This is a genomic window from Frankia sp. QA3 (assembly GCF_000262465.1).
Classification (GTDB): Bacteria; Actinomycetota; Actinomycetes; order Frankiales; family Frankiaceae; genus Frankia.
Genome location: NZ_CM001489.1, coordinates 1,802,448 through 1,822,213 on the forward strand (window position 1 = coordinate 1,802,448; position 19,766 = coordinate 1,822,213).

17 protein-coding genes are annotated in these 19,766 nt (G+C 72.5%); 9 read left to right on the plus strand and 8 right to left on the minus strand.

The features are described 5' to 3' along the window. Positions 1-178 precede the first annotated feature (178 nt). Positions 179-1,024 carry an ABC transporter permease gene (locus FRAQA3DRAFT_RS07105; RefSeq protein ID WP_009738391.1) on the minus strand — a complete coding sequence of 282 codons (846 nt, stop codon included), beginning with the start codon at positions 1,022-1,024 and terminating at the stop codon, positions 179-181. After that, the gene (locus FRAQA3DRAFT_RS07110; RefSeq protein WP_009738392.1) at positions 1,021-2,022 is read right to left on the minus strand and encodes a daunorubicin resistance protein DrrA family ABC transporter ATP-binding protein; all 1,002 of its coding nucleotides are present in this window, start codon (positions 2,020-2,022) and stop codon (positions 1,021-1,023) included. Before FRAQA3DRAFT_RS07110 ends, FRAQA3DRAFT_RS07105 begins: the two co-directional genes overlap by 4 nt. A gap of 100 nt (positions 2,023-2,122) precedes the next feature. Between FRAQA3DRAFT_RS07110 and FRAQA3DRAFT_RS07115 the strand changes: the two genes are divergently transcribed. Next, entirely contained in the window at positions 2,123-2,803 is a 681-nt protein-coding gene (locus FRAQA3DRAFT_RS07115) for a TetR/AcrR family transcriptional regulator (RefSeq protein ID WP_009738393.1), read from the plus strand. A gap of 75 nt (positions 2,804-2,878) precedes the next feature. Here FRAQA3DRAFT_RS07115 and FRAQA3DRAFT_RS07120 read toward each other — a convergent pair whose 3' ends face one another. Genes FRAQA3DRAFT_RS07120 through FRAQA3DRAFT_RS07135 form a run of 4 tightly spaced genes read right to left on the minus strand, consistent with a single transcriptional unit; the run spans position 2,879 to position 7,685 of the window. After that, positions 2,879-4,816, minus strand: a complete 1,938-nt coding sequence (locus FRAQA3DRAFT_RS07120; RefSeq protein ID WP_009738394.1) for a class I adenylate-forming enzyme family protein — start codon at positions 4,814-4,816, stop codon at positions 2,879-2,881. Between the two features lie 53 nt (positions 4,817-4,869). Continuing rightward, positions 4,870-6,069: an SDR family oxidoreductase gene (locus FRAQA3DRAFT_RS07125; protein WP_198287042.1), complete on the minus strand. Its 1,200-nt coding sequence runs from the start codon at positions 6,067-6,069 to the stop codon at positions 4,870-4,872. Between the two features lie 35 nt (positions 6,070-6,104). Beyond that, positions 6,105-6,833, minus strand: coding sequence for a carboxymuconolactone decarboxylase family protein (locus FRAQA3DRAFT_RS07130; RefSeq protein WP_009738396.1), 729 nt, complete (start codon positions 6,831-6,833; stop codon positions 6,105-6,107). 12 nt (positions 6,834-6,845) lie between these two features. Beyond that, the gene (locus FRAQA3DRAFT_RS07135) at positions 6,846-7,685 is read right to left on the minus strand and encodes a PAS domain-containing protein (RefSeq protein WP_009738397.1); all 840 of its coding nucleotides are present in this window, start codon (positions 7,683-7,685) and stop codon (positions 6,846-6,848) included. Positions 7,686-8,065: 380 nt separating this feature from the next. Between FRAQA3DRAFT_RS07135 and FRAQA3DRAFT_RS07140 the strand changes: the two genes are divergently transcribed. Further along, a complete protein-coding gene (locus FRAQA3DRAFT_RS07140; protein ID WP_009738398.1) occupies positions 8,066-8,986 on the plus strand; it encodes an AraC family transcriptional regulator in 921 nt (306 codons plus the stop codon). A 124-nt stretch (positions 8,987-9,110) separates the two neighbouring features. Here the strand turns inward: FRAQA3DRAFT_RS07140 and FRAQA3DRAFT_RS07145 are convergent, their stop codons facing one another. After that, positions 9,111-9,920, minus strand: coding sequence for a DUF3050 domain-containing protein (locus FRAQA3DRAFT_RS07145; RefSeq protein ID WP_009738399.1), 810 nt, complete (start codon positions 9,918-9,920; stop codon positions 9,111-9,113). 1,107 nt (positions 9,921-11,027) lie between these two features. Between FRAQA3DRAFT_RS07145 and FRAQA3DRAFT_RS07150 the strand changes: the two genes are divergently transcribed. From FRAQA3DRAFT_RS07150 to FRAQA3DRAFT_RS07165, 4 genes are all read left to right on the plus strand, one after another. After that, the gene (locus tag FRAQA3DRAFT_RS07150) at positions 11,028-12,287 is read left to right on the plus strand and encodes a cytochrome P450 (protein WP_009738400.1); all 1,260 of its coding nucleotides are present in this window, start codon (positions 11,028-11,030) and stop codon (positions 12,285-12,287) included. A gap of 43 nt (positions 12,288-12,330) precedes the next feature. Continuing rightward, positions 12,331-13,146, plus strand: coding sequence for a mycofactocin-coupled SDR family oxidoreductase (locus FRAQA3DRAFT_RS07155; protein ID WP_009738401.1), 816 nt, complete (start codon positions 12,331-12,333; stop codon positions 13,144-13,146). 69 nt (positions 13,147-13,215) lie between these two features. Beyond that, entirely contained in the window at positions 13,216-14,124 is a 909-nt protein-coding gene (locus FRAQA3DRAFT_RS07160; RefSeq protein WP_009738402.1) for an NAD(P)-dependent oxidoreductase, read from the plus strand. A 153-nt stretch (positions 14,125-14,277) separates the two neighbouring features. Next, positions 14,278-15,690 carry a TetR/AcrR family transcriptional regulator gene (locus FRAQA3DRAFT_RS07165; RefSeq protein ID WP_009738403.1) on the plus strand — a complete coding sequence of 471 codons (1,413 nt, stop codon included), beginning with the start codon at positions 14,278-14,280 and terminating at the stop codon, positions 15,688-15,690. A 28-nt stretch (positions 15,691-15,718) separates the two neighbouring features. Here FRAQA3DRAFT_RS07165 and FRAQA3DRAFT_RS07170 read toward each other — a convergent pair whose 3' ends face one another. Continuing rightward, complete coding sequence (locus FRAQA3DRAFT_RS07170) at positions 15,719-16,411, minus strand: TetR/AcrR family transcriptional regulator (protein ID WP_009738404.1); 693 nt, start codon at positions 16,409-16,411, stop codon at positions 15,719-15,721. A gap of 78 nt (positions 16,412-16,489) precedes the next feature. Here FRAQA3DRAFT_RS07170 and FRAQA3DRAFT_RS07175 point away from each other — a divergent pair, with 78 nt between their 5' ends. From FRAQA3DRAFT_RS07175 to FRAQA3DRAFT_RS07185, 3 genes are all read left to right on the plus strand, one after another. After that, a complete protein-coding gene (locus tag FRAQA3DRAFT_RS07175; RefSeq protein ID WP_009738405.1) occupies positions 16,490-17,581 on the plus strand; it encodes a phosphotransferase family protein in 1,092 nt (363 codons plus the stop codon). A gap of 2 nt (positions 17,582-17,583) precedes the next feature. Beyond that, positions 17,584-18,345 (plus strand): SDR family NAD(P)-dependent oxidoreductase, encoded by a 762-nt coding sequence (locus FRAQA3DRAFT_RS07180; RefSeq protein WP_009738406.1) that lies wholly within the window; start codon positions 17,584-17,586, stop codon positions 18,343-18,345. 104 nt (positions 18,346-18,449) lie between these two features. After that, complete coding sequence (locus tag FRAQA3DRAFT_RS07185) at positions 18,450-19,766, plus strand: acyl-CoA dehydrogenase family protein (RefSeq protein ID WP_009738407.1); 1,317 nt, start codon at positions 18,450-18,452, stop codon at positions 19,764-19,766.

Genomic DNA, 19,766 nt, shown 5'->3' on the forward strand with positions numbered 1-19,766 from the left:
CTGGTCGGGTGCTGACCAGCGGGGTCGTGAGCCGCGCCGACGGGTCAGGGCGGGCGGGCTGGGTGAGGCGGGCTGGGTGAGGCGGGCTGGGTGAGGGGGCCTCAGGGTCGGCCTCGGGCCCGGCCGCTGCCGCGGCCGGGCGTCCCGCTTCCGTCGAGGGACGCCCGGATCTCTCGCGTCAGTCCCGGGTGCGCCGGGTGTAGAGCGTCGCCGCGAGCGGGGCGAAGACGGCGATGATGCCGAGTGACCAGATCAGCGACGCGGCCAGGGGATGCTGCATCGGCCAGGAGTCCAGCGAGGCCGACGGGTTCGGGTTGCCGAACTGGTCGCGGGAGGCGGCGACGACCGCGCTGACCGGGTTCCAGTCGGCGATGGCCTGCAGCACGTCGGGCATGCCCTGGGTGGGCACCATCGCGTTGGACACGATCGCCAGCGGGAACAGCAGCACCAGGCCGAGGCCCTGCGAGCTCTCCGGATCCGCGCTGAGGATGCCCAGGCAGGCGGTCACCCAGGTCAGGGCGTAGGCGAACAGCAGGGGAAGGGCGAAACCGACGACGACGCCGCCGGCCGACGCGTCGGGACGCCAGCCGATGGCCAGACCGGTGCCGGCGACGAACAGCAGGCACAGCACGGCGGTGAGGATGTCCGAAAACGACCGGCCGACCAGCATCGAGGCCCGCCACATCGGCAGGGTCCGGAACCGGTCGATGGTGCCGGTGTTGATGTCGGTGGCCAGGCCCACCGCCGTGCCGCTCGCGGCGGTGGTGAGATTGAGCGCGAGCAGCCCGGACAGGGCGAAGTCCTTGTAGCTGCCGCCGCCGGGCAGCGCCACACCGCTGCCGAAGACGTAGACGAACAGCAGGCTGAACAGCACCGGCTGGATGGTGACGTCGGAGAGCTGCAACGGCTCCCGGCGGATGTGCAGGAGGTTGCGCCGGGTCAGCACGGTGACCTCGTGCAGGCGCTGGCGCAGGCTGTCGCTTGGCGCGGGCCGGGTCACGGCCGCGGGCGCGAGGGCGGTCATCGGGAGACTCCCTGCAACTGGTCGGAGCCGACGTCTTCGGCCGAGGCGGCGGCGTCGGCGGCCTGCGCCGACGCGCCGGTGAGGGCGAAGAACACGTCGTCGAGCGACGGCGGATGCACCACCACGTCGTCGACGAGGGCGCCGGCGGCGTCCAGCGCCCGGATGACGGCGGTGGCGACGCTGGCGCCGGTGGCGACGCTGGCGCGCAGCCGGCGGCCGTCCCGGCTGACGTCGACCTGGCTCTCCGTCAGCGGCCGCAGCGCGGCGAGCGCACCCGGGTGCGGATGGGTGAGCGTGACCTCCAGCCGGGCGCCGCCGGTGGCGGCCTTGAGCTCGCTGGCGGTGCCGCTGGCGATGATCCGGCCGTGGTTGACCACCACGATCTGGTCGGCCAGGGCGTCGGCCTCCTCCAGGTACTGCGTCGTCAGCAGGAGGGTGGTGCCCTGCGCGATGAGCTCCTGGATGACCTCCCACATCCGGGCCCGGCTGGCCGGGTCGAGCCCGGTGGTCGGCTCGTCGAGGAAGAGCACCGGGGGATGGGTCACCAGGCCGGCGGCGAGATCGAGGCGCCGGCGCATGCCGCCCGAGTAACCCTTGACGAGCCGGTCGGCGGCGTAGGTGAGCTCGAAGCGGTCCAGCAGTTCCCGGGTGCGGGCGACTGCGGCGCTCCGGCGCAGCCCGCTGAGCTCGGCCACCATCCGCAGGTTCTGCCGGCCGGTGAGTGCCTCGTCAAGGGTGGTGTCCTGGGCGGTGACGCCGATCGACCGCCGCACCTGGCGGGCCTCGCGCACCACGTCGTGCCCGGCGATGCGGGCCCCGCCACCGTCCGGGGTGGCCAGCGTCGTCAGGATGCGCACGGCGGTCGTCTTGCCGGCGCCGTTGGGGCCCAGCAGTCCGAGCACCGTCCCGGCCGGGACGGCCAGGTCGATCCCGCCCAGCGCCTGGGTTTCGCCGTAGCGCTTGGTCAGGCCCTCGGCCTCGATCATCAATGTTTCCATCGGTTCTCCCTCCACGGGACATCCCGTGGCCGCCAGATCACGAATCTACCTGCCGCACGGTAAGTAACTTACCGGCCGGCCGTCAAGTAGTGTGCGAACCATGACCTCATCGACGACGCGTGCGACGGGGGAGCGCGGAACCCGCGAGCAGATCCTCGACGTCGCGCTGGAGCTCTTCGACGCCGGCGGCTACGAGCAGACCTCGCTGCGGGAGATCGCCGAGCGGATGGGCTTCTCGAAAGCGGCTCTGTACTATCACTTCGCCAGCAAGTCGGACATCCTGCTCGCGTTGCACCTGCGCCTGCACGAGGTGGGCCATGAGGTCTTCGGCGAGGTCGAACCCGACTCGGTCCCGCCGGCGCGCTGGCCGTCGCTCATCGACGCGATGTGCGACCGGCTCCTCGAGTACCGGTCGCTGTTCGTGCTGCACCTGCGGGAGCACGCCGCGATCGAGAAGGTCCACGACGTCGAGCACGACGAGCACAAGGCGGACTTCGAGGAATGGGCCCGCCGGACCCTGCGCAACACGGATGTCCCGCTGGAGGCGCGGGTGCGCCTCGCGTGCGCCCTCGGCGCCGTAGCGGGCGGCCTGTTGTTCGCCGGGGACCAGATCGGGGACGTGCCGGCCGCCGATCTGCAGGCCATCGTGCGCACCGTGGTGGGCGAGCTGATCGCCGGCGGCCCGACGGCGGCCGGTGAGGGCGCGGCCGGTCAGAGCGCGGCCGCCGCCGGGAAGCGGACGCGCCAACGCACCGCCACGCCGGCGGCGGAGCCGGCATGACGGTGCGTCGTTGAGGGTGCGTCGTTGAGGGTGCGTCGTTGACTGGGCGGCAGCGGCGTCCGTGGCCCGTGGATCTCAGCCCGCCGCCCCCTGGGTGACGTTCGGCCGCTGCGCCGGGGCCTCGGCCTCGCGCGGGCGGCGGGCCTGGGCGAGCACGATCGGCCGGTTGGCCTCGGCGGTCGGCACCGGCTCCGTCCGCTCGCGGAACACCCGCTTGAGCGTCTTGCCGGTCACGCCGATCGGGAACTGCGCCCAGTCGAGGATGTCGACCCGGCACAGCCGCGCAGCCGGGTCGAGCAGCGCGTTGAGTTCGTCGGCGAGCGCCCCGGCGCTGCCCCGCCACTGCGGGCGCACGGCGACGGCGGCGGCCGGGCGCTGGCTGCCGTCGTCCTGCCGGGCGCCGTAGACGCAGACGTCGTAGACGGCGGGATGGTGGTGCAGCACCTCCTCGATCGGCAGGCTGTGGACGTCGCCGTCGCGGGTGGCGATCACGTCCACCTCCCGGTCGAGCTGCACGACATGCCCGTCCGCGCCGATGCGGGCCACGTCCCCGGTGAAGAACCAGCCGTCCCGGTGCGCCTTGTAGGTCAGCGAGTGGTTGTTCCAGTACGCCTCGAAGACGGTACGGCCGCGCACCTCCAGCCGGCCCACCGTCTCCCGCGGCACGGGCACGCCGTCGCGGGTCACCCGGACCTTCGGCCCGAACGGGGTGGAGTGCAGCCGCCCGATCCGCCGCTGGTACCGGCGGGTCAACGTCGTGTAGTAGCGCAGCACCGACGGGGTGCCGACCTCGCTGGAACCCTGCGCGTCGAGGAAGACCGAGCCCGCCACCGGCAGGCCGAGACGCCGGAACGCGCTGCCGAACTGGGTGAACGTCCTGATGATCGCCTCGTGGGAGGCGTCGGCGGTGCTCGCCCAGTAGCGCATCTGCCGTAGCTTCGCCGGGTCGAGCTCCTGCTCCTTGAGCTGGGTGTAGGTGATCGGGAAGCCGAAGAACCCGGTGTAGCGGCCGGTCGACAGCTCCCGGACGACCTCGGCGGCGTTGAAGCCCTCCCGCCCGTACCCCTCGTACCAGTGCACGCTGATCCCGGCGAGCAGCGTCGCGTTGAAGCTGAGGATCACCGCCTGGTGGTTGTTGGGCAGGGCGAACAGGCCGCGGTCACGGTGGCGCGAGGCGTGCACGTAGGACAGCCAGCCGCGCACGGCGTGGGACTGCCGGCCGTTCTGCAGGATCACGGCCTTGGGGAATCCGGTGGTGCCCGAGGAGTGCACGAGGTAGAGCGGCTCCTGCTTCCCGCGTGCGATCGCGTCGACGGGCCCGTCGACGGTGGCCAGCAGCTCCTCGATCCAGTGCAGCGCCACGGCGTCGCCGTGCACGGCCTGCAGCCGTCGGCCGAGGTCGTCCCCGCTCACCTCGGTGTGTCCGCCCGCCTTCCCGCCCGACTTGGCCTTGGCGTCGGCGTCAGCGCGGCGGGCGGTGAGGACGACCGACGCGACGCCGCCGAGATCCCCGCCCTCGGAGAGCACCCGGCGCAGCGTCGCGGGGTCGGTGACGAGAACGCGGGCGTCGACGTTGGTCAGATACGGGCCGACCTTCTCCGCCGCGAACATCCCGTTCATCGGGCAGGCGATGCCGCCGGCCCGCACCACGGCGAGATGCAACAGGTGGTAGTCGAAGTGGTTGGCCTTGAGGATCGCCACGCGGTCGCCGTGACCGACCCCCAGCCGGTGGCGCAGCGCCGCGGCGACGTGGCCGGCGGTGTCGCGGACCAGCACCGCGCTCCACGAGGTCGCGCCGACCGTCGCGGGCAACGCCGGCACCGACCAGGTGATCGGCGTGGCGGAGGTGAACAGCGGCCGGTCGCCGTGGCGGCGCGCGGCACGGTCGGGGATCTGTTCCAGCGAGATCGGGCCGGCGGCGAGTGCGAGGCGTTCGTGCAGGCCGACCGAGTGGGCGGCGTAGGCCAGGTAGGCGGCGGGCAGGACGGCGGTGCGCGCGAGGGCGCGAAGCATGATCATCACTCCTGGGGTTTCGGGGTCCGTGGACCCGGCGCCGGGGACCCGGCTCAGCGGGCGGCGGCGAACCGGCGCGCCGGCCCGTCCTCGCGCGGCGCCCGCGGGTCGGATCCCAGCCCGGACCGCACGTAGGACCGCACGTAGGACCGCACGTAGGACCGCACGTACGGGGTGACGCCCGGGGCGCCCAGCCCGGCGCCGGTGCGCCCGCCGGCGGGCAGGGCGGCATCGGTGCTCGCCCGGTCGAACGGGCCGGTCCCGAGCAGGTAGGGCAGGTAGAAGTCGAGCCGGTCGTGCAGCCTGCGGTCGACGTCGCCGAGCCGGCGGGCGCCGGCGGCGTCGGTGAAGGCGGGGTCGGCCAGCCCGGCCGCCGCGAAGATCGCGTGCGCGACCTCCCCGACGGACGGTCCCGCCGGATTGGTCAGGTGGTAGACCCCGTGGGCGGCGCGCGCGGCGCCGAGGGCGACCATGTCGGCCACCACGGCGTCCACGGGTACCAGGTCGAGCGCCGCCGCCGGGTCCGCGACGAGGGTGGGCCGGTAGGCCGCGCCCCCGGCGAGGTCCGGTGCGCGTCGCGCCCACGCCCGCAGGACCCGGGCGACGACACCGATCGCGCCGTAGAGACCCGCGTCGCTGCGGGTGGCGAAGCGGACGCTGTCGCCGATGACGATGCTCGGGCGCAGGATCCGCCAGACGGGCAGGTCGGCCCGCACGACCAGCGCCTCCGCCGCAGCCTTGCTGTGCTCGTAGGCATTGTGGAACGACCGCGCGGGGCGCGCCGCGCCCGTCCACGGCGAGTCCGCGCCGCGGCCGGGCTCGTCGACCTCGACCCCGCGCACGTAGGCGGTGCTGACGTGGTTGAACTCGGCCACGCCGACCTGTTCGGCCCAGCGCAGCGCGTGCCGGGTCCCCTCGACGTTGGTGCGGAAGATCTCCTCCCGGCCGGCCTCGTCGAACCGCAGCGACGCCGCACAGTGCCAGAACGCGGCACCGGGCGGCAGCGGCGCGTCCACCGGCGTGCGCAGGTCGCCCGGGACGGCGATGACGCGCCGGCGGGAGTCGGGCGCCACCCGACCGTAGGCCTGCGCGGCCGAGGCCAGCTCGCGGTCGAGCCGCCCGGTCGCGCTGGCCTGGTCGGCGGCCCGGACGAGGCAGTACACCTCGGCGTCGGTTCGCTCGAGGAGCTGGAGAACCAGGGCCGCGCCGAGGAACCCGGTCGCGCCGGTCACCAGATGGGGACGCGCGTCCACGTGGTGCTCTCCCTCCACCATCGCCGGCCGGCCGGTCAGCGGACCGACCGCGGCGCGACCGGGTCGCCCGCCGCGGACGATCCGACGGTCTCGTCGACGATCTCGTCGACGAGACCGTCGACCAACTCCCCGAGCGGCAGGCCGGCGTGGCAGGCCAGCAGCAGTGCGAGGGCGCGTAGCTGCGCCTCGTCGAGCTCCCCGGCCGCCAGTGCGCCGGCCAGATGCGAGCGCAGCGGCATCACCGGTCCGGCGAGGGCCGACCCGATGATGGCGATCAGGCGCCGGTCCCGCAGGCCGAGGCCGGGTCGCGACCACACCTGGGCGAAGACGAAGCCGGCGACCCCGACGCGCAGGTAGGGCGAGTCGGGCAGGTCGATGCCCGGTCCCATCACCGTCTCGAAGGTCTCCCCGCTGCGGTCGGGCGCCGGGCCCGCTCCGCCGCCGGGCTGGCCGGACCCACCCGGGGCGAACGCCGCCGACTCGGCCCGGACGACCTCGTCGAGGACGGAGGCCACCGGCCAGCCGCAGTGCACCGCGAACTGCAGGGCGAACTCGCCCAGCTCGGCCGGCGTGATGGCGCCGCCGGTCAGCGCCGCCGCGACCTCCTCACGCAGCGGCCCCGCGGTGCCGGCGGCGGCCGCGCACGAGAGGGTGACCCAGCGGCGGTCCCGGTCGTCGAGCTCCGGGCGGGACCAGACCTGCGCGCGCAGGAAGGGAAGCATGGTGTCGGTCAGCAGGGTGGAGCCGGTCGGCCGCACTGTCACGGTCACCTCCGTTCAGGAGAAGAACAGGAAGCAGCGGGTGGCGACGGTGCTGGGCTCCAGCCGTGGGCTCGAGAACACCGTCACCGGCACCTGCCGGCCGTCCGCGTGTACCGCGATCGCCCGGTAGTTCGAGATCGACCGGCCCGTGAGGAACGCCTCGGTCATGGCGTTGAGCTCCTCGGGAACGGGATAGAACAGGGTCGCGTCCTGGCCCAGGAAGCCGCCCGGCTCGGCCTCGTGGCCCAGCATGCGGAGCTGGGCCTGGTTCGCCCGGACCATCAGCCCCTCCGGCGAGACCTGGTGGACCGCCACCGGACCGTTGTCGAAGAAGTCCTGGAGCTGGTCGACGGCGGACTGCGGCTCCTCGGCGGCGAGGATCGGATCCAGCGGGGCGCTGGTGGCGGCGGCGAGTTCCTCGTCCCAGCGGGCGGCGTCGCTGTCGTCGGCGCCCCCCGGGGTGAACCCCACGAGTGACGGGCGCAGGACGGCGCGGATGACGCCCCGCCCGCCGACCGAACCGAGGCTCGCGTCGACGAGGACGGACCGCGGTTGGCCGCTCGGCCGGGCCAACCCGACCCGCAGCCCCCGGCTCACGCCGTCCTGGTCGAGCAGCAGGCGTAGCCGGGTCCATCCGTCCCCGGCGAACAGCGACGTCGGCTTCACCCCGGCGCTGGCCTCCGGCTGGTCCACGGGCAGGCCGGCGAGCACGTGCAGGGCCCGGTTGGCGCGCAGGACCGTACCGTCGCCGTTGAGGAGGAGCAGGCCGATGGTCGCGTTCTCGAACAGGTCGGTGAGGTCCTGAAGAAGGTCGGTGGTGGCTACCGATGCGGGGGCGAGGGTGCCGGAAGGCATGGGAGGTCTCCAGTCCGTGATGGAGTGGCGGTTCGTCGCCGATACGAATACAGCATCAGAAAACTGATCAAGAATCGCTTCGAAGGCTCCGTCGGTGCGCTCCGATGAAGTGTCTGGAAGGCGATCCCGAAGAGGACCCCGAGCCCTTGTCGGCCGGCGCACCAGGGTGTGCATAGGCCGTTCTTCGGGTAGACGTCAGGCGACCGCGTAAAGTGGCCATCCTACCTCCCGGAGTCCATGGCAAAACGAGGGCAAGGTCGGGTTGGGGCAGTGCCGTTCGACCGGAGGTTCCCGATGAACGAGCCGCGGGGACGAGTGGGGATGGACGGTTGTCGTCGCAGTCGTGGTAATCACAGGCGGGGTGGGGCGGGCAGCGCTGTATGCCGCGCATCTCCCTCGTACCAAGCATTACAGTTATAGCCATGCTCGTCACGTCTGCAGCGGCCAACATCTCTCCCGGATCGGCCATCCCGGACCAGGCGGAACCATGGGACCTGCGCCGCGGAGGAGCCGCGCGCTCGGGAGCACTCTTCTACGAGTCGAAGGGGGGCTCTGGCTGGCACGTCCACGACATGCATCAGCTCCAGTACGCGTTCGAGGGCGCCGCCACCGTGGAGACGCGGGAAGCTCTGTACTTCCTCCCACCGCAGCAGGCGGTGTGGATTCCCGCCGGCCTGGTCCACCGCACGCGGCTCGACGCGGTACGGTTCGGCTCCGTCTTCTTCGTGCCCGAAGTCGTCGCCGAACCCGGCGACAGAATTCGGGTGCTCGGTGCCGTGCCGGTGATCAAAGAGATGATCGCCTACGCCGAGCGCTGGCCGGTGGACCGGTCCTGGGACGACCCACGGGCCGACGCGTTCTTCCGCGTGCTCGGCGACCTGTGCCTGGAACAGTCCTCCGAGGAGAGGCCGATCTATCTTCCGGTCAGTGCGGACCCGGTCATCGCGAGGATTATGGAGTACACGCGGGAGAATCTTCAGGACGCGACGATCACGGATGTGTGCGCCGCGGTCGGGATGTCGGAACGCTCGCTGCGGCGGCATTTCAGCCGAGACACCGGAATGACCTGGCAGCGGTATCGGCTGCATGTGCGCCTGGTGCGCGCGATGGCGATCCTGGCGCAGGACGACGCGACGATCCTGGAGACGTCGGTCCGGGTCGGCTTCGACAGCGTCAGTGCCTTCGGCCGGGCCTTCGGCGCGATGACCGGAGTGACCCCGAGCGCCTTCCGACAGCGGGCGCGGGCGGGCCGGGAACCGCTGGTGCCGACCGGGGGAGTGGGGGCGTTCGCGGCCACGTGAGCCACGTCGCGATCGACACACGACAACCGGCCGCGTCCGCCCACAGGGGGGCGGGACGCGGCCGGTCATTGCTGGCCTCGCGGGTCGACCCGCTCGTGCGGGGCCCCGCCGGGCGGGAACCCGGTTAGCGGCTGCCCACCGGGTCGGCGGTGACGAGACCCGCGGTGAGCAGGGCATGGACGTCGTCCCACAGGGCCAGCCGGCCGGCGAGCGACCGGTTTACCGCCGCCTCGGCCTGCGCCCAGCGCCGAGGGTCGTCGCCGCACAGCTCGATGACCATCTGGACGGCCATCGGCGTGTGCTCCTCGGCGTCGACCTCGACGTGCCGGTCCAGGTAGTCGCGGAACAGCGCCAGGTCGAACGGCCCGTCGAGGACCTGCTCGAACATCGCCGGGATGAGGTTCTCCCGGCCGAAGGCGAACGCGGCGGCGAGCTCGTGGGAGCTGCCGCCTTCGATGGCCGCCCAGGTGGTGCGCACGAAACGGGCGGCCGGGGCCGGGACACCGGTGCCGTTCAGGGCGCGGACGACGTCTCCGTCCTCGACGAGCCGCAGGAAGGACTCGATGGGTCGGGTGTCCGCACCGGCCTGCCGCATGGCCAGCAGGTAGAGCTCGAAATGGCTGAGGAAGTCCTCCTCGTACTCGTCACTCTCCTCGACGAGGACGATTTCGTTGATGAGGCGACGGCTGAGCCCGTCGCCGATCGGCCGCCAGGGTACGGTGACGCACGTCAGGCGGTTCTGCAGGGCCTTCAGAATCGACATGAAGTCCCACACCGCGAAGACGTGCACGCCCATGAAGCCCCGGGCCTGCTCGATGTTCGTGATATCACGGTAGATCGGGTGGTTCACAATCTTCGACCGCAGCTCGTAGGTGTTGAGCTCCAGCCTCGAGATGCGCTCGTCATTTCGGTTCCAGTGGTACCGCGCGACCATTGCAGGGTTTCCTCTCCGATGAGGGGTGTGATCGAACACACGAGCGCGCCCGGTACTGATGGCGGCTCGTCGGTGAGGGACTGGCGGCGGCGGGTTCGAGGGATCTCCGCCCGCGCCGGAAGAAGGCAGACGGTACGGGAGACAGATCCAGCAGAATCACGGCACGGCCCGCGACGGCGTGCAGCCTCGACCCGGTGGGAGATTGGCGGAATCCGTCGCCGAAAACCTGGGACCGCGTGCGGATCTGGTTCTCCGCGCAACGATGGTCCTGGTCGACAGGATCTGCTCTCGCTGCCATCCTACGGCAGCGTCGGGCTGACCCGTTACGACCTGCGGCCGGCGACCCGCCCGGATCCGGTCCCACCATGTACGGGGCGTAAGGCGTTGTCAACAACTTTACGCGCTGTGACCGGTAGCGGAAATCGAAAAATGCGTCTTCGCGGAACTGCCGCGCGGGGTCGACCGCTCGCGACGGCCCGTTCGCGGCGGCGCGGTTCCTCGCCCTGAGCTGCGATTGTCCGGGTGCCGCCGGGGTCGGGACCGCCCGTGTACCGACACCGCCCACCCGAGCCGATGCCACCCGGCGGGCGGAACGGATTCGCATCGCCAGGCCGTGACGAAGGGTGGATAGGTGAGTGGCGGGGGCCGAGAGGTGTCCGGTGCGCGACATCTTCCGCCCGGATCCGATCCGGCTGTTGACGAGTGGCGGTCGGGTTGGTTAGCTGATTCCCTGACAGCCGAGTGACCTCCCGACCGCGCTGAGCCAGCGTCCACGGGGCCGGTCGCCGAGCCCGGGCAGGACCGCCGGGCCGGCTGCGCCATCCGCTTCCTGCACACGGTTCCGCGCGAGGTTCCGCGCGGTGCCGACAGCAGCTCCACCGCCCGGACGCCGCGGGTGTTCGCCGGCAGGTGCGCTCCTCGCCGGCCTGGTCCCCACGAGTGTCCGGCTGCTCCGGTATGCCCCCGTCCCCGCTCTGCCTCCGTCCCGGCGCCGTCCGGCCGCCCGCGTGCGGTGCGCCGCGCCCCGCCCGGCTCCACCGCAGCCGGCGCGCCCACGCGGCCGCTGCGCCGCCGCGGCGTGACGCCTCCCGAAGGGAAGACCTGGCGATGACCCATCCAGCCACGACCGTGTGCCCCGCCCACGCCGGCGAGGTCGCGATAGATCACCATTCCGCGTACTACCGAGACCATGTGCACGAGCTCATGGCCGAGCTGCGCTCGGCGTGCCCGATCGCCCGGTCCTCGGCCTACGGCGGCTTCTGGATCTTCACCGACTACGCCACGGTGCAGGCGGCGGCGAACGACGACGACCTGTTCGCCTCGACGCCGGGCGTCGCCATTCCGCCCGCGCCCATGCCCGTCCCGATCCTGCCGGTCGAGTCCGACCCGCCGCTCACCCAGAAACTGCGGGCCCTGGTCCTGCCGCAGCTCTCGCCGCGGGCGGTGGAGAAACTTGAACCGCAGATGCGCCAGATCGCGACCGAGCAGATCGACACGTTCATCGAGCGGGGACGCTGCGACATCATCCGTGAGCTGACGACGCCGCTGCCGGCCCGGCTGATCCTGCGGATGCTCGGCTTCGACGAGTCACGCTGGCCGGTCTGGGTGGACGCGGTGCACACCCTCGTCCATGCCCGGGCACAGCAACCGCAGGTCGCCGCGCAGGCGGGCGGCGTCCTGGTGGACGAGCTGACCCGCGAGCGCACGCTGCGACAGGGCCGGCCGGCCGACGCCGATCTCTACTCGGCCATCGTGCACGGCATCGTCGACGGTGAACCCCTCGACGAGCTCCAGTCCATCGTGTACGGCCTGGTCATGGTGATCGGCGGGCTCGACACGACCAGCGGGCTCACCGGCAACACCCTGCTCCAGCTTCTGCACGACGACGGGCTGCGTCGCCGGCTCGTCGAGGACCGATCCCTGCTGCCGGCCGCCACCGAGGAGTTCCTGCGCCACGACTCGCCCACCCTGGGCCTGGCCCGCACCGTCAGCCGGGACGCGGAGTTCTTCGGCCATCAGCTCCGCGAGGGCGACCGCGCGCTGCTGATGTGGACGGCCGCGAACCGGGACCCGGCGATGTTCGACGACCCCGACACGATCGACATCGACCGGGCCGAACGGCGGCACATGGCGTTCGGTGTCGGCGCGCACCGGTGCCTGGGCTCCACCCTGGCCCGCCGGATGTTCGGCGTGATGATCGACGAGATCCTCACCAGGCTGCCCGACTTCCGGCTGGCGGGCGAGCCGGAGCTGTTCGAGGAGGCGGGGGAGCTGCGCGCGGTGCGGCGTCTGCCGATCGCCTTCACCCCCGGCAGGCCGTCCGGCTCGTCCGGCGCGCCGTCGCCCGGCCCCACCGCCACATCCTGACGCCGCCACATCCTGACAACGTCGAAAACGGGAGGTCACGACCGTGAGCGGTCGGGTCGAGAACAAGGTGGCACTGATCACGGGGGCCGCCCGCGGACAGGGCCGGGCGGATGCGGTGCGCCTGGCCGGCGAGGGCGCCGACGTGATCCTCGTCGACGTCTGCGCCCCACTGCCGGGGGTCCTGTACGAGTCGGCGACGCCGGAGGATCTCCAGGAGACCGAGCGCCTGGTCGAGAAGACCGGCCGGCGGGCGATCGGCGGGATCGCCGACGTGCGCGACGCGGAGCGCCTGCGCGGCTTCGTCGACGACGCCGTAGCCCAGCTCGGCGGCCTGGACATCGTGGTGGCGAACGCCGGCATCTGCATCCCCGCGCCGTGGGACGAGGTGACCCCGCAGATCTTCGACGACACCATGAGCACGAATGTGACCGGGGTCTGGAACACGGTGATCGTCGGCGCCCCCCACCTGGTGCGCCGCGGCGGCGGCTCGATCATCCTGGTCAGCTCGTCCGCCGGGCTGAAGGTCAAACCGTTCATGGTGCCCTACTCGGCGAGCAAGTTCGCGGTGCGCGGCATGGCGAAGGCGTTCGCCGCCGAACTCGGCCAGCACCACATCCGGGTGAACAGCGTCCACCCGGGGACGGTGAACACGCCGATGGGCGGCGGCGACATGGCCGACGCCATCGGCGCGGCCATCTCCCGCTATGACCGGCTGGCGCCGATGTTCACCAGCCTGCTGCCGGTGACCTGGACCGAGGCGGAGGACGTCGCGCAGGCCGTGCTCTTCCTGGCGAGCGACGAGTCCCGCTACATCACGGCCCACGAGATCGCCCCCGACGCGGGCGTCTCGGAGTTCTGAGCCCCGTCGGCTCAGGTGCGGTCGGCACCCGCCGTCCTGTCGTCCTCTCATTGTGAATCGAGGCTGATCATGGAAAACCAGTCATCCCCCGGCCAGCACGGGCCCGGCGCCGACGCGGCGGGCGTGCCCCGGCCGAGCGGGACGCGAAGCGCCGCGGACCCGGGGCCCGTCGTCGGGTTCGTCGGTGCCGGTTCGATGGGTGGGCCGATGGTCGAGCGGCTGCTGGCGGCCGGGCACACCGTGCACCTGTTCGCCCGGCGCCCGGCGGTCGCCGAGTCCCTCTCGGCCCTGGGCGCGACGCTCGAGCCCTCGGTCGCGGCGGTGGCCGCCCGGGCCGACACGCTGATCCTCTGCCCGTTCTCCCAGGACCAGCTTGCCGAGATCACCGACGGGCCGGACGGCGCGCTGCGTCATCTGCCCTCCTCGGCGGTCCTCGTCCAGCACGCGACCATCGCCCCGTCGGCGATCCGGGAGCTGACCGCGCGGGGCCGGGAGCGGGGGGTCGAGGTGCTCGACGCCCCGATCAACGGCACCTCCGACGCGACGCGGGCCGGCCGGCTGGCCGTCCTGATCGGTGGCGACGAGGCTGCGGCGGACAGGGTCGAGCCGCTGCTGCGCACCTACGCCGCGACGGTGCTCCGCACCGGCGACGTCGGCTCCGCGTCGGCCACGAAGCTCATCAACAACCTGCTGTTCGCGGCGCATGTGCAGACGGCGATCGAGGCGATCAACCTGGGAGCGTCTCTCGGGTTGGAGGGCACGGGACTGCTCAACGCGCTGGCCGCCGGCGTCGGGAACAGCTACGTCGTGGAACTGCTGCGCACCGTCGGTGACGTCGAGGTGTTCACCGAGAAGGCGCTGCCGTACATGCGCAAGGACACCGCGCTGATCGTCCGGCTCGCCGCCGACCTGGGCCTGGACACGGGGCTGCTCGGCGAGATCGTGAACACGGGGCCCGCCACGCTCGTCGCCACCTGAACGGTCGCGACCCCGGCAGGACAGGCCGACGGGCGGGACAGGCCGGCGGACACGATCGGGCGGCGGGATCGTGGCAGCGTGCCGCCTGCCCGACCGGCGCCCTAGACTTACCTGCGGAACGCCCCGCCGGGGCCGGTGGAGGAGCGCGGGCAGGTGAGGGGGCGGCGGGTGTCGGTCGAGCCCGAGCGCGAACCGGTCCTGCCGTCGCGGCGGCGCGACCCGTATCCGCTCAGCCCCGTGATCGGCCCGGAAGGCGAGCGGGCCTGCGCCGAGATCGTGGAGGCGGCCCGCGACCTGTTCGCCCGGCGCGGCTACCACGACACCAGCATCCTGGCGATCACCGAGGCCACCGGCCGCTCGGACACAGCCTTCTACCAGTACTTCCAGAGCAAGATCAAACTATTCGCCCTCTTCTACGAGCAGCTCGGCCGGGACCTCGTGCGCCACTTCCGCCGCCAGCGGGTCATCGAGCCCGGCCCGGCCGGGCTGGCGGAGTTCCGCGTCTGGCTCGAGGGCCTCGACGAGGTCCTGCGCCGGCACTCGCCCGTCTTCGCCGCCTGGCCGCTGGTCGCGGACGACGCCCTGCTGCCGGAGGACCCCTCCGAGCAGTACCTGCATGTGCTCGCCGAGGAGATGCGACCGCGGCTGGCGCTCGCCGGCACCGGTCCGGTGGACACCCGCGTCCTCGCCATCGCGATCATCAGTCTCATGCAGTGGACGCACGTCGTGCTGGATCCACGCCGCCCCGGCGTCCTGCCGCCCGAGTCCTCCGTGCATGCCACCCTCGCGACGATCATCCACTCCTCGCTGTTCCCGCGGGAGGCCGGCCCGCCGGGCGCGGCGGTCCCCCGGGACGTCGACGCCGATCCCCCGCCCTGGCCGGAGCTTCTGCTGGACAGCAGCACGGATCGCGGGGATCCGCTCGGCGCCTGGCGCGAGACGGCCCCGCTCGGTCTGCGCCGCCGCGTCACCCGGCGGTCCGAACCGACGATCCGGCGCATCCTCGCCGCCGCGAACCAGGCGTTCGAGCGCGGCGGGCTGGCCGGCACGAGCGTCGACGACATCACCACCGAGGCCGGCGTCGCCCACGGCACGTTCTACCAGTACTGGGAGGATCGCTACGCGATCTTCGCGACGCTGGCCCACCAGGCGGCGGTCGACATCTGCATTCACCTTGACGACCTGCTGCGTGCCGAGGACGACGCCGCCATCCTGGCCTGGATCGACCGCTGGCTGGACGTCCTGCGACAGCGCGGCCCCACCTTGCACGTGTGGACGACCGAGGTGCTGCCGAGCACCCCGGTGCAGCGGCTGAGCCGCCAGTTGCGCGGCCACCTCGACGCGGTCACCGCGCGGCTGCTGGCGCGCTGGGCGCCGGAACGGTCGCTGGACCCGTCGGCGGCCGCCGTGGTGCTGTGGGTGCTGATCGGCGAGTTTCCCTACCACGCCTGGCAGCGCCATCCGGTCCTCGACCGCGACGACGTGCGCCGTTCGCTCGCGCTCCTGCTCGTCGGAGGTCTGCTCGGCGCGCGCACACCCCTGCCCACCGGCGGCCCGCCGCACTGAGAGGGCGCGGCGCGGCGGCGGGGTGGGGTCAGGTCGGCCCGGCGACGGCCGTGCAGAACGTGACGAGGTGCTCGCGTTCCACGGCGTCGGGCCCCGTGCCGGTGGCGACGTGACGTTCGAGCGCGCCGAGCACCACGTCCAGGATCGCGCGGGCGTCCAGCTCCGGGTGGGGGCGCCCGGCCGCGGCCAGGGGCGCGACCAGCAGCTCGCCGAGCTGGTTGTCGAGGGTGGAGCGCCCCGGTTCGGGGCCGCCCGAGCGCAGCGTGAGCCGGCTGATCGCGATGCTCTGGGTGGCGATCTCGGGGCGGGTGAGCTGCGTCAGCAGGCCCTGTACCCAGGCGGCGACCTGATCGGCGGGGCTGGTCTGCTTGGCCATCTGGTGGCCCAGGTAGGAGCGGACCCGCAGGACGCCGCGCTCCATCACGGCGTGCAGCAGCTCGCTCTTGCCGGCGAAGTAGCGGTAGAAGGTCTGGTTCGAGGAGCCGGCTTCGGCGACGATGTCGCTCACCCGTGGCTCCGCCGGCGCCACCCGCACCGCCACCCGCAGGGCGGCGTCGAGGATCTGCTCGAGTTCGTCGAGGGCGTCGCGCTGGTGACGACGCAGCGCTCGATCGACTGCGGCGCGTACGGACGCGGGCGCTGCGTCCCACTCCAGGCGGGTCGACTCCATGGATGCCAGTGTGCCGTGCGGGGCGGGCGGAGCGGGGCCGGATCCGGCCATGGCGCAGAATCTGGTTCTGAATTGGGCAGAATGCTATTCTCTCCCTCGTCCCGCTCCCGTCGACGAGGAGGTCCGGATGTGGAACCCGATCCAGCCAGCCAACCTGAGCCGGGGCCCGCGGTGAGCGCGGGCGCGGCAGCGCCGGGCGTGGGGCTCGACGCCGCCCGCCTGGCCCGCTGGCTCGACGCCGAGCAGGTGCCCGGCGCCGGCGAGCTGCCCGTCATCGACCGGCTCACCGGCGGCTCGCAGAACGAGCTGTACTCGCTGACCCGGGGCGGCGAGCGCACGGTGCTGCGGATGCCCCCGGCGGCCGCGAGCACGTCCCGCGTCGACGGGCTGCGCCGGGAACTGCGGCTGCTGCGCGCGCTGCGCGGAACGGACGTGCCGCACGCCGAGCTCGTCGCCGGCGACCCCACCGGCGACGTGCTGGGAATGCCGTTCTACGTCATGCGCGCCATCGACGGCTGGAGCCCGACCGCCACCTGGCCGGCCCCGTTCGACACCGACCCGGCCGCCCGCCGCGGGCTGGCGTTCGAGCTCGTCGACGGCATCGCGAAGCTGTCCCGGGTCGACTGGCGGGCCCGCGGGCTGGAGGGGTTCGGCCGCCCGGAGAACTTCCACGACCGCCAGGTCGACCGCTGGCTGAACTTCCTCGGCGCCTACCGCTTCCGCGAGCTGCCCGGCCTCGACTCCGCGGCCGCCTGGCTGCGGGCGAACCGGCCGGCCAGCTTCGAACCGGGGATCATGCACGGCGACTACCAGTTCGCCAACGTGATGTTCCGCCACGGCACCCCGGCCCGGCTCGCCGCCATCATCGACTGGGAGATGACCACGATCGGCGACCCGCTGCTCGACCTGGGCTGGGCGCTGCTCGGCTGGGACGGGGAGGAACCCCGCACCGAGGGCTTCTACCTCGACGTCTCCGGCATGCCGCGCCGCGCCGAACTGCTGGAGCACTACGAGCGGGTGAGCGGACGCTCGACCGCGGACATCGACTACTACCTGGTGCTGGCCAACTGGAAGCTCGGCGTGGTGCTGGAGAAGAGCTACGCGGCCTTCACCAGCGGTGGGACGGTCGACCCCAAGGTCGAGACGTTCGGGCCGCTGGTGCTGCAGCTGCTGGCCACCGCCGCCGACCTCGCCCGCTCGCTGCCGGCCCGGAGAGGCTGACCATGGGATACGCGGACACCCTGTTCGACCTGACCGACCGCGTCGTGATCGTCACCGGCGGCAGCCGCGGGCTCGGCCGGGAGATGGCCTTCGGCGCGGCGCGCTGCGGGGCCGACGTCGTCATCGCCAGCCGGGACCTCGACTCCTGCACGGCCACCGCCGCGGAGATCGAGGCCGAGACCGGCCGCAAGGCCCTGCCGTACGCGGTGCACGTCGGGCGCTGGGACGAGCTGCCCGGCCTCGTCGACGCCGCCTACGATCGTTTCGGCAAGGTCGACGCACTGATCAACAACGCCGGGATGTCGCCGTTGTACGACACGCTCGGCAGCGTCAACGAGAAGCTGTTCGACGCGGTCGTCAACCTGAACCTCAAGGGTCCCTTCCGGCTGTCGGTGCTGGTCGGGGAGCGCATGGTGGCCGCGGGCCGCGGCGCCATCGTCAACGTCAGCTCCACCGGCTCCATCCGGCCGACGCCGGCGATCCTGCCGTACGCCGCGGCCAAGGCCGGTCTCAACGCGCTCACCGAGGGCCTCGCGCTCGCCCTCGGCCCGCAGGTGCGCGTCAACACCCTCATGTCCGGCCCGTTCTACACCGACGTCAGCCGGCACTGGGACCTCGACGCCGTCGCCGAGGCGGCGAAGTCGCACGCGCTGCAGCGCGCCGGTGACCCGCCCGAGATCGTCGGTTCCGCGCTGTACCTGATCTCGGATGCGTCCAGCTACACCTCCGGCGCGACCCTGCGGGTCGACGGCGGCATCCCCTGAGTCGACACCGCCCCTGGGTCGACACCGCCCCTGAGTCGACACCGCCCCTGGGTCGACACCGCCCCTGGGTCGACACCGGCACGAGTGCTGGGAGGAGAAAAACCATGGCATGGGACTTCTCGACCGATGCCGAGTTCGAGGCCAAGCTGGACTGGGTCCGCGCGTTCGTGCGCGACGAGGTGGCACCGCTCGACGTGCTGTTCCCCGGCTGCGAGTACCTGCCCCTCGACGACGAGCGCCGCAAGATCGTCGACCCGCTCAAGCAGCGGGTGCGCGACGCCGGCCTGTGGGCGCCGCACCTGGGTCCGGAGCTTGGCGGGCAGGGCTTCGGCGCGGTGAAGCTGACCCTGCTCAACGAGATCCTCGGCCGCACGGACTGGGGGCCGATCGTGTTCGGCACCCAGGCGCCCGACACCGGCAACGCCGAGATCATCGCCCGTTTCGGCACCCCGGAACAGAAGGAGCGCTACCTGGCGCCCCTGCTGGCCGGCGAGATCTTCTCCTGTTTCTCGATGACGGAGCCGCAGGGCGGCGCCGACCCGCGGGTGTTCACCACCCGGGCGCGGCGCGAGGGCGACGAGTGGGTGATCGACGGCCGTAAGTACTGGTCGTCCAACGCCGCGGTGGCCTCGTTCCTCATCATCGTCGCGATCACCAACCCCGACGTCCCGGTGCACCACGGCGCGTCGACCTTCCTCGTGCCGCGGGACACCCCCGGGGTGGTGATCGAGGACAGCCACCACGTGTTCGGCGCGCACCGCCACGAGCCGGGCCACTCCCTCGTCCGCTACGAGGGGGTGCGGGTGCCGGCGGACGCGCTGCTCGGCCAGGAGGGGCGCGGCTTCGAGGTGGCCCAGTCCCGCTTGGCCGGCGGCCGGCTGCACCACGCCATGCGCGCGATCGGCGTCGCCCAGCGAGCCATCGACATGATGGGACAGCGCGCCAGGAGCCGATTCACCCAGGGCAGCTCACTGGCCGACAAGCAGTTCGTGCAGGGGTTCATCGCCGACTCCTACACCGAGCTGATGCCGTTCCGCCTCGCCGTGCTGCACGCCGCCTGGCTCATCGACACGCAAGGCGAGCACGCCGCCCGCACCGAGATCGCGGCCCTGAAGGTGCTCACCCCGAAGGTCATCCAGTCCATCGTGCTGCGGGCGATCCAGGTCCACGGCGGGCTCGGCATCACCGAGCAGCTTCCCCTCGTCGACATGTTCACCACGGGGCTCGCCCTGGGCCTCGCCGACGGGCCCACCGAGGCGCACAAGGTCAACCTGGCCCGCCAGCTCCTGCGGCACTACGAGGCCGACGACCCGGCGTGGCCCGAGGAGTTCCTCGGCCGCCGCCTCGCCGCGGTCCGCGAGAAGTACGGCGACCTCGTCACCGCCGTCCCGTCGGTGCCCGCCGGGCCGCCGGGGGGGTGA